9 protein-coding genes and 1 tRNA gene are annotated in these 10,185 nt (G+C 47.9%); 4 read left to right on the top strand and 6 right to left on the bottom strand.

The annotated features are described in order from the left end of the window. The first annotated feature begins 191 nt into the window (after nt 1–191). Nucleotides 192–1,508: an aminotransferase class I/II-fold pyridoxal phosphate-dependent enzyme gene (locus tag ABUA47_RS20165; protein ID WP_039162422.1), complete on the top strand. Its 1,317-nt coding sequence runs from the start codon at nt 192–194 to the stop codon at nt 1,506–1,508. A 28-nt stretch (nt 1,509–1,536) separates the two neighbouring features. Here ABUA47_RS20165 and ABUA47_RS20160 read toward each other — a convergent pair whose 3' ends face one another. After that, entirely contained in the window at nt 1,537–3,117 is a 1,581-nt protein-coding gene (locus ABUA47_RS20160) for a SusD/RagB family nutrient-binding outer membrane lipoprotein (RefSeq protein ID WP_035448323.1), read from the bottom strand. A gap of 20 nt (nt 3,118–3,137) precedes the next feature. Beyond that, the gene (locus tag ABUA47_RS20155; RefSeq protein ID WP_035448321.1) at nt 3,138–6,245 is read right to left on the bottom strand and encodes a SusC/RagA family TonB-linked outer membrane protein; all 3,108 of its coding nucleotides are present in this window, start codon (nt 6,243–6,245) and stop codon (nt 3,138–3,140) included. Between the two features lie 125 nt (nt 6,246–6,370). On the opposite strand from ABUA47_RS20155, the gene ABUA47_RS20150 reads away from it, so the two are divergent. Continuing rightward, nucleotides 6,371–6,979: a YqgE/AlgH family protein gene (locus tag ABUA47_RS20150; protein ID WP_080707056.1), complete on the top strand. Its 609-nt coding sequence runs from the start codon at nt 6,371–6,373 to the stop codon at nt 6,977–6,979. Here ABUA47_RS20150 and ABUA47_RS20145 read toward each other — a convergent pair. Genes ABUA47_RS20145 through recR form a run of 3 tightly spaced genes read right to left on the bottom strand, consistent with a single transcriptional unit; the run spans nt 6,972 to nt 8,647 of the window. After that, complete coding sequence (locus tag ABUA47_RS20145; RefSeq protein WP_005836529.1) at nt 6,972–7,508, bottom strand: GNAT family N-acetyltransferase; 537 nt, start codon at nt 7,506–7,508, stop codon at nt 6,972–6,974. The two genes, ABUA47_RS20150 and ABUA47_RS20145, sit on opposite strands and share 8 nt — an antisense overlap. A 13-nt stretch (nt 7,509–7,521) precedes the next feature. Next, complete coding sequence (locus tag ABUA47_RS20140; RefSeq protein ID WP_035448319.1) at nt 7,522–7,980, bottom strand: hypothetical protein; 459 nt, start codon at nt 7,978–7,980, stop codon at nt 7,522–7,524. Nucleotides 7,981–8,029: 49 nt separating this feature from the next. Next, entirely contained in the window at nt 8,030–8,647 is a 618-nt protein-coding gene (gene recR, locus ABUA47_RS20135; protein ID WP_035448317.1) for a recombination mediator RecR, read from the bottom strand. 175 nt (nt 8,648–8,822) lie between these two features. On the opposite strand from recR, the gene yihA reads away from it, so the two are divergent. Both yihA and ABUA47_RS20125 read left to right on the top strand, forming a co-directional pair. After that, nucleotides 8,823–9,431: a ribosome biogenesis GTP-binding protein YihA/YsxC gene (gene yihA, locus ABUA47_RS20130; protein WP_005836522.1), complete on the top strand. Its 609-nt coding sequence runs from the start codon at nt 8,823–8,825 to the stop codon at nt 9,429–9,431. Between the two features lie 11 nt (nt 9,432–9,442). Beyond that, the gene (locus ABUA47_RS20125; protein ID WP_005836520.1) at nt 9,443–10,039 is read left to right on the top strand and encodes a DUF4923 family protein; all 597 of its coding nucleotides are present in this window, start codon (nt 9,443–9,445) and stop codon (nt 10,037–10,039) included. A 72-nt stretch (nt 10,040–10,111) separates the two neighbouring features. On the opposite strand, the gene ABUA47_RS20120 is transcribed toward ABUA47_RS20125, so the two are convergent. After that, nucleotides 10,112–10,184 (bottom strand) — tRNA-Gly (locus ABUA47_RS20120). Between the last annotated feature and the right edge of the window lies 1 nt (nt 10,185).

Below are 10,185 nucleotides of genomic sequence, written 5' to 3'. Positions count from 1 at the left end.
ATTCTAACCAACTGAACTAACGCACCATTATTTCATTCTTTCGTTGCTATCTCTCTCGATTGCGGTTGCAAAGGTAGACAAAATTCTTATATCTGCAATAGCTTGAAAGAAAAAAAATCATCTTTTTTTTAACATAGCTTGATTATAAGAGATTTATGTTACCTTTGCAAAACTAAATTAATATTGAAATCATGAGAAATACTCCTATTGAACGTAAGTTGATAGATGAAACTATCGCAGATTTTCATATCACAGACTTTGCCAAAGCAACCATCCGTGAAGTAAAAGCCATTGCAGCCAATGCCGAAGCGGCATCGGGTGTAGAATTCATAAAAATGGAAATGGGTGTACCCGGACTCCCCCCCTCAGCCGTCGGCGTAAAGGCCGAGGTGGAGGCATTGCAGAATGGTATTGCCAGCCTCTACCCGGACATTAACGGACTTCCCGCCTTGAAAGAGGAAGCATCACGTTTTATCAAAGCCTTTATCAATGTAGATGTAGCCCCCGAAGGTTGTGTACCAGTTACCGGCTCCATGCAAGGAACTTTCGCTTCATTCCTCACATGCAGCCAGTGCGATGAGAAAAAGGATACCATTCTCTTCATCGATCCCGGTTTCCCGGTACAGAAGCAGCAGTTGGTCGTGATGGGACAGAAATATGAAACCTTTGACGTATATGACTACCGTGGCGACAAGTTGAAAGCGAAGCTGGAAAGTTACCTCAGCAAAGGCAATATCTCTGCCATCGTCTATTCCAATCCCAACAACCCCAGCTGGATTTGCCTGAAAGAAGAAGAGTTGCGCATCATCGGCGAACTGGCAACCCAATATGACGTCATTGTGTTGGAAGACCTCGCCTACTTTGCCATGGACTTCCGCCAAGACTTGAGCAAACCGTTCCAAGCGCCTTACCAACCTTCTGTGGCACACTATACGGACTATTACGTGCTGCTCATTTCCGGTTCCAAAGCTTTCAGCTATGCCGGTCAACGTATCGGTGTCAGCTGCATTTCGAACAAACTGTATCATCGGGCCTATCCCGGGTTGACACAACGCTACGGCGGCGGCACCTTCGGCACAGTATTCATCCACCGCGTACTCTATGCGCTCTCTTCCGGCACCAGCCACTCTGCGCAGTATGCTCTTGCCGCCATGCTTAAAGCAGCCAATGAAGGTCAATACAACTTCCTTGATGAAGTGAAAGTATACGGTGAACGTGCCCGCCGCCTGAAGGAAATCTTCTTGCGCCACGGTTTCCACTTGGTATACGACAATGATTTGGGTGATCCCGTTGCCGACGGTTTCTACTTCACCATCGGTTACCCGGGCATGAGTAGCGGAGAACTTGCGCGGGAACTAATGTACTACGGTGTAAGCGCCATTTCGCTGGTGACCACCGGAAGCCATCAGGAAGGATTACGTGCCTGCACTTCCTTTATCCAAGACCATCAGTACGACCAGTTGGACGAACGTATGGCAATTTTTGCCGAGAATCACCCCATCCAATAAAAAATATCCCTATATAAATAAGGTGTCTCTACCAGTTGATGCCGGTATCCCACCACAATCGGGTACCGGCATTGTCATCTCCACCCAGTACCTCTACCAAAGCGGCATACTGCTCGGCATTCTCCGTCTTCAGTCCGCCGGGAAAGTTCAGACGGCGAATCATTGTCTCAGTATCTATGCACCCGTCTTTACTGTGATTAAAGCGTACGGGAAATAGCCGGGGATACCCCGTCCGGCGCTGTTCAGCCCAAGCCTCACACCCTTCGGGAAACATGGCAATCCATTTTTGGGTAATAATCTTCTCCAGCTTCGTATCCCTATCCGCTGACTCCAGCCAGCGTGGCGAAACCTGACAACGGGCGGTAATATCATTCTCCATATCGTAGGTATCCACAAAATCGGCAGGCAACAAGTCGCTCTCCAGATAAGCGTCGGACTGCAAGATGCCATACTGACGGAAAGAAGCCATTACCCCTTCTTCATAGCAGATTTTCGCCGACTCATCGGTCCATCCCCGTAGGGCAGCCTCGGCACGCAGGAACCAGACTTCTGCTGCCGGCATCAACACTGCATCAGTCTGCTGGGTAACTTTCAATTTTGAGAGTGTATTATAATAGTTATGTGCAAAGCATGTACCCTGACGAATGCCGCGATACTCGCCTGCAAACTGTTCATTCTGGCAAGTGGCAAAATAGATTTCACGACGGGGATCTTCATATCCGTTCAGTATGGACTCCATCGGCGCTCCCATATAAGCTTCATTCCAAACAAGGTTTATCTCGCCCAACGGATTGGTATATCCACTCGCTGTGGAAACCGCCACCGACTCGTCCGCCTCCCGAATGACTCCGTATTCATTATCCATCGCCTTACGGAATTCCGTTTTTGCATTCTCCGGACTGGCTACTGCGATGCGCATGGCAAGCCGCATCCTCAACGAGTTGGCAAACTTTATCCAAGAGTCATAATCACCGTCCAACAACATATCGAAACGCGCAAACTCCGAAGCTCCCGGATGCTCGACAATATAATCGGAAAGTACAGCTACAGCCGTATCGAGTTCACAGAAAAATGCATTATAGACCTCTTTCTGCGTGTCGGGCATATAACGGGCTTCGAGATCGGCAAAATGACTATACACAATAGGGCCGTAATAGTCCGTGACACGGTGCATCACTTCCACCTTCAGTATCTTGGTAATGCCGAAAAAGGCAGGCATGCGATCACGTGTGGCATTCTCCGACTGATATATCTGCGGGAAAACATACTCATAGGTATGTCCCCACATGGCGCTGTTCCATCCATCCTGCAAGTTGTAGTCCGAATTGTGCGAACCTCCATTCAGGGGCTTGGCATCGTGCATGTAACCGCTGAACATGTCGGCATTCAAATTCTGGGTCAATTGAAAAGGCCAGTTCTTCCCCTTTCCGTAGTCGTAATTGAAATAGATGCCTTGCTGGATGATTCCAAGACGGATGCCATGTTCGTTATAGTCGGCCTGCAAGTCCTCGTCCGTCACGCCGGACTTGTCCGTATTGATTTCCTTAAAGTCCCGCGTACAAGCCAGAAACACGAAAACCATGCCAATCAGTACTATAATCCTCTTCATATCAAGTCTCCCTCCCCCTCTTAAAATTCACACTTCAAAGAAAATCCCCAACTACGCGTGGTAGGCATACCGTAGACTTCAATTCCCTGGTTATCGTTGCCCGTAGAGAGTACCAGGTCAGGGTCGAAAGGCGCCTTTTTGTAGAAGAAGAACAAGTTGCGTCCCGAAAAGGACAGTTGTGCCCGCTTGAGGACTTTGGTCTTTTCCATCCAGGCAGCAGGCAGTTGGTAGCCCACGGACAGCTCACGCAGCCTGATGTTCGTGGCATCATACATATAATATTCCGTCACCCCGGCCCGTCCGCCTACAACATTCTTATAAAATCCTTTCACATTATCTATCCGGTTACCTTCAAGCATTACATAACCTTTGTCCCTGGCCCGGGCCGTGACTTCAGAAACGCCATACATATCCATATCCGCCTGCGTCTGAGACAAAATATCGCCTCCCAAGCGACAATCCACCAGAAAATAGAAAGAAAAATTCTTGTAAGACAGCATATGATTCCAGCCCAATATCAGTTTTGGATTGGCATTACCCACTTTCACCGTATTGCCATCACCTTCCACCAAAGGCATGCCGGTATTGTCTCCTTCCGTGCCGTAAACGATATTGCCCGCATCGTCACGTACAAAAGCTTTTCCGTAGATGTCACCGATAGAGCCCCCTTTCACCAATTTCATGGCATAACTGGACGAGAAGCTGGTAGGACCGTAAAGAAACTCCTTCAGCGCTTCGTGCAGTGAAATTATCTTGTTGCAGTTGGTGGAAAAGTTCACCTCTGTTTTCCACTTGAAATGGTTCGTCAGCAAAGGAACGGCATCCAGTGAAACCTCCCACCCCACATTCTGTATATTACCCGCATTGACATAACGGTAGGCATATTTATCGCCCGACAGAGTGGGAAGCTTGAAGAACTGGTTCCGGGTATTCGTCTTATAGAAAGTGGCATTCAAACCAATGCGGTTCTTTAAAAAACGCGCTTCTATACCCGCCTCAAAGGAATGCGTCATCTCCGGTTCCATATCCTTGAACGGCGCGGCATCACTTGCCAGGAACTCTCCACCCGCCGTGATATGCGAGGAAGGATTTGTGATGAACATGGGAATATCATTGCCCACCATGCTGTATGCCCCCCTTATCTTTGCCAGTGACACCCATCGGGGTAAAGTCATCAGCTTATTGAATATCAGCGAAAATCCCACGGAGGGATAGAAGAACCCGCTTTTCTCATGAGATGTATAAGCCAGCGTGGAGGACCAGTCATTACGGGCCGACAAATCAAGATAGACAAACTCGTTGTAGCCCAGTTGTGCCGTCGCAAACAAGGACTGCAATTGGCGCCGCGCATCAATCTTCTGGTCCAGCCCGGCAGAACCATTCATGATGATATTGGCCAGATTGAACACATTGGCATATTTCAGCGAAGCTGTTTTAGAGTCATAGCGGGTGGAGTTCACTGTCTTATCATTGATACTGGCACCGAGCGCCGCGTTGAGAGAGAATGCATCCCACTGCTTTTTCATCATCAGTATGGCGTCTCCGTAATATTGGGTTTCCTGATAGTCCATCTCGATATAACGCCCATTGGCTCCCGCCAACGCCGGAGCGGTAGAGGCATAGAACTGCTGGCGCACCTTGTCGTTAATATAGTCTACATTGCCACGGGCCTGCAGGCTTAACCAATCGTTTATCTTCAGATTGGCGGATAAGGAGACTATGACATGCATGCGGTTCTCCTTGCTCAATATGCGATTGGTAATCCAGTAGGGATTCTGCTCAAAATCCTCGTAGGAGGTATGCCAATTCTGTATGTTCAAGTTTCTACCCTCATCATAAACCTCGAAGTTCTCCTTATAATAAGCAATATCCTCACCCCGCGGGAAACGGTAGAGCCCCACCAAAGGATTCATGTAGAAACCACCCACGGTAGGCTTGTTCTTCACCACCTGGCGCATCAGGTTCATACTGCCATCTAACTTCAGACGGGAATTCAACAGAACGGAAGTCTCTCTGAAAGTGAGGTTGTGCTTCGAAAGGTTATGTTTCCCAATGATGCCATGCCCCGTAGTATTGGCATAGGAGAAATAGTTCTGCAACTTCTCATTGCCGTGACTCAAGGAGATGGAAGTTATGGAGGTGACACCAGTAGAGAAGAAGTCTCTCAGATTATCGTATTCGGGAAGGTTTGCCCGTTCTCCCCAACTGTCTACACCGTCACTTACTCCATAGCGGTTCTGCATCTTGGGTAGCGCAAAAGCATTATCGAACATCAGGCTCGTCGAGAAAGAAACACTGCGCTGCCCGTGCGACTGCCCCTTCTTTGTAGTAATCAGTATCACCCCATTGGCAGCCTGACTACCATACAAAGCTGCCGCGGGAGCTCCTTTCAGGATACTGATACTCTCTATATCTTCAGGATTCAGATTGGAAATGCCGTCTCCTCCGTCACGGTTGCCGGCATTGGCCGTTCCGCCTATGGCAGAGTATGCTTGCTCGGAAGTGGAGTTCAGAATGGGAACACCGTCTATCACATACAGCGGTTGGTTGTCACTCGCCACCGAACGGATTCCACGGATACTGACTTTGGCTGAGGCTCCCAGACCGGAAGAAACCTGATTGACACGCACACCTGCCGACTTGCCGGTCAACGAAGTAATTAAGTTGGGCATTTTTACTCGCGTCAACTCCTCGTTTTTTATTAAATCTGTGGCGTAAGAAAGAGAATTTTCTTTCTTTTCGATACCCAAAGCGGTAACAATAACGTTATCCAGCTCTATCATATCTTCTCTTAGTGTGATATGAAAGGTCGAATGTCCTTCCACCTCAATATCCTGGGACATGTAGCCGATAAACGAAACACGAAGCACTGCATTATCGGCAACCACCAGAGTGAATTTTCCTTCCGAATCCGCTATCGCACCATTGGCAGTTTCTTTCTCTTGAATAGTGGCACCGGCCAACGGAAACCCGCTTTCATCCAGCACACGGCCACTTATCGTCACTTTAGAAAGCTGTATTTCAGAATGTCCCGGACGCTGCATACGCTCCATAAAATCCTCCGGGCAATCCGTCCATCCTATAGAAAACAGCCCTAAAATTAACGTATATAATGTAGTATATTTCATTGCATTAAATTGCCAATTACTTGCAAACTTAAGTATTTTCTCCGAATAAAAAAAGCCATAAAATCTGAGAAAAGAAACTTTTAAAATGAAAAACAGCGAAGAACTTTGGTTTATTGTGGAATATTATGTATATTAGGGGCATGTATAGCAATATAAATCTATTCAAGATAGAAACAAACCATGTGGTTCCTGCCCGGGGAAAGGTCTTGATTTCCGAACCCTTTTTGTGTGACCATATGTTTGGACGATCCGTCATTCTACTGGTGGACCATACACATGACGGCACAATGGGACTGGTTCTGAACAAACCGCTCCCCCTATTCTTGAATGATGTGCTGAAAGACTTCGACTGTCCGGAAAGTATACCTATCTATAAAGGAGGACCACTCAGCACAGATACATTGTTCTATCTGCACACGCTCGAGGGTATTACCGGAGCGCTGTCCATCGGCAAAGGCTTCTACCTGAACGGTGACTTTGAAGCCATTAAAAACTACATCATGCAGGGAAATCCCGTTAAAGGCAGAATCAGATTTTTTTTGGGATACTCCGGCTGGGAGTACGAACAGCTGGGCCGGGAAATTGAAGAAAACACCTGGCTGGTAGGCAAAGAAAACATCAGTTCGCTAATGGACGAGGCGGCCAGCGGCACACTCTGGAAGAAGGCATTGTGCAAGCTGGGAGCAAAATATGAAATATGGTCGCGCTTCCCCCAGATTCCAACATTCAATTAGTGCTGCGGAGAAGTTGCAACAGTACAACATCCTTATAGCACCCTCCTACGCGCCACCACTCCCTCAAAAGCCCACAACGCACAAAACCGCAGGATTCAAAAAGGCAGATACTTGCCTCATTATCCACCGAGATATGGACTATCAACTGTTTCAGATATAGGAAACTGAAAACATAGTCGCACAGCAAACGCAGCGCTTCCTTGGCATAACCATTGCCCTGATACTCCTTCCGTATGGCAATACCCACCTCTCCCCGGGCATGCATGGGAGAAAACTCTGTAATATCGATGGTGCCTATCACCGCATCATCCTCTACACGTATAATCATCATACGCAGCTGGCGGTCGGCAAACATATCGCATTCGGAATTCTCAATATATTGTTTCAAGACAAATCTGGAATAGGGTACGGTGAAGTTCGTCACATCCCAAGTCTGGGAATCATTCTCCATAGCATACATCACTTCCAGGTCTTCCGGCTCCATAGCACGGAGACGCACCCTTTCACTGCAGAAATAAGATTTATTCATATTTTCCAGTCGGTTACATTTCTTCTTCTTTATTGATATGCAGTTCTTTACGCAGGCGTCCCTCACCCGGCAGGCAGAACAGAGAAGCCGTCAGTCCTATCAGTGCACACAGTGCACCCGTACTGCTCAACATGATATAATAGGTGAAAAAGCCTGCAAGCACCGGTATGGCAAGCAATGCCAGCCGCACGCCACTCCACAGCGCATAGAGACGGAGGGCTTCGGGAAGCGTCACTACATCTATTTTCCGGATTAATACCCATGAAAAGAGTTTCAGGGCTATGGGTACGCAAGAGGCAGCCAGCAGAATGGTTACCGTCTCAGCCATATAGGTGGCACGTACATCTCCAGCATACATACCTACCAATCCGCCTCCGGTTTCTCCAAGTAGAACGAACAGGATGGGAAGCATCCAGAAATAGGCAAAAGTTGTTCGGACACGCGCTGCGGTCTTCTTTATTTGTTCTTCCATTTAGTAAATTGATAGTGGATAATGAATAATTGATAATGGCCCCAAACAATCAGGCAGTTCCGGAAAATGGAGTACGGTTCACAATACTGCGTCCCAGAGTCACTTCATCCGTATACTCCAATTCGTCACCGATGGAAATGCCACGGGCTATGACGGAGAGCTTCACACCCAGTTTTTCCAGCTTGCGGTAGATATAAAAGTTAGTAGTATCTCCCTCCATCGTCGTGCTCAGCGCAAGAATCACTTCATTGATGCCGCCGGCGGCTACCCGCTGCACAAGGCTTTCTATCTGCAAGTCTCCGGGGCCAATGCCATCCATCGGCGAGATGACGCCTCCCAGCACGTGATACAAACCACGGAACTGTTGTGTGGCTTCCACAGCCATCACATCGCGGATGTTCTCTACCACACAAACCACAGAGGCGTCCCGTTGCGGACTGGAACAGATGCGGCACGTCTCCGTATCTGATATATTATGGCATACCTTGCAATATTTCACTTCATGCTTCAGCGTCACGATGGCATTGCCGAACGCTTCCACCACTGCCGTATCCTGGCGGAGCAGGTGAAGAACCAGCCTCATAGCCGTCTTGCGTCCCACTCCGGGCAACTTGGCAAACTCATTTACCGCCTTCTCCAATAATGTAGAGGGAAACTGTCCATTCATACTTAAAATTCTCCTATTGGCCACAAAGATAGTGCAAACCGAATGCAGAATAAAATGAACGAGTTCATTTTTTATGCTGAGGTGCAGCCTATCTTCGCTTTCTGGGCAAAGATAGTACAAACTTATGAAATTAGTGCTACCTTTGCCACACGTAAAACCCCAAAAAGGCAACAAAATGGATATTACAAACGCTGAATTCGTCATCAGTAACACAGACGTGCGGAAATGCCCCACTGGTACATTTCCCGAATATGCTTTCATCGGACGCTCCAACGTAGGAAAATCCAGTCTCATCAATATGCTGACCGGGAGAAAAGGGCTCGCCATGACCTCTGCCACACCGGGAAAGACCATGCTCATCAACCATTTCCTCATCAACAAGAGCTGGTACATTGTAGACCTTCCGGGATATGGCTACGCCAAACGGGGACAGAAAGGGCAGGAACAAATCAAACGTATTATAGAAAGTTATATACTGCAACGCGAACAGATGACTTGTCTGTTTGTTCTTATAGATAGCCGGCTGGCTCCCCAAGCCATCGACCTCGAGTTTACGGAATGGCTGGGCGAGAACGGTGTACCCTTTGCCATCGTCTTCACAAAGGCCGACAAACTGAAAGGCGGCAGACTGAACACCCACATCAACGAATACCTGGAACAGTTGAAGGAACAATGGGAAGAGCTGCCCCCCTACTTCATCACCTCTTCTGAAAACCGCATGGGACGGAAAGAACTGCTGGACTATATCGAAAGTATCAACAAAAGCCTGAATAGCAAACAATAGAAATAAGTAAAATGAAAAGATTAGTTTTTTGGCAACTGTTTGTTGCCGCACTACTGCTGACCAGCAATAGTCATGCACAATCCATCAAGGATTTGTTCAACAAAGAAAATATAGAGAAGGCGGTAAATGCCGTGACCGGCAAGTCAACAGCGGATATGACCGGCACTTGGTCGTATACCGGCTCCGCCATTGAATTCGAATCGGACAACCTGCTGCAGAAAGCCGGCGGTGCCGTTGCCGCCACAGCCGCAGAAAAGAAACTGGACGAACAGCTTGCCAAAGTAGGCATCAAAGCCGGGCAAATGTCATTCACATTCAACGCCGACAGCACATTCAGCGCCAAAGTAGGGCAAAAGAGCATGAAGGGAAGCTACTCCTACGATGCATCCACCCAAAAGGTCAACTTGAAATTCGCCAAGCTGATAGGTATGAATGCCAAGGTCAACGCTACCTCCACAACTATGGACCTGCTGTTCGAATCGGACAAGCTACTGAAACTGATAACCTTCCTCTCCAGCAAAAGCAGCAACTCCACTCTGAAGAGTATCGGCTCGCTGGCCAACAGCTACGACGGAATGATGCTCGGATTCTCATTACAGAAACTGTAACAACAACTTCCATACAACAAAAAAATCCCGCAAGCACCGAACAATGCTTGCGGGATTTTTTTATCTGAAAAGAGCGGAAAACGAGACTCGAACTCGCGACCCTAACCTTGGCAAGGTTATGCTCTACCAACTGAGCTATTTCCGCA

Origin of the sequence: Bacteroides sp. RTP31139st1_H2_RTP31139_211217 (assembly GCF_040227615.1) — a bacterium.
GTDB classification, from domain to species: Bacteria; Bacteroidota; Bacteroidia; order Bacteroidales; family Bacteroidaceae; genus Bacteroides; species Bacteroides uniformis.
Note: the sequence above shows the minus strand (reverse complement) of the source record. Positions and strands in the feature narration are given on the sequence as shown.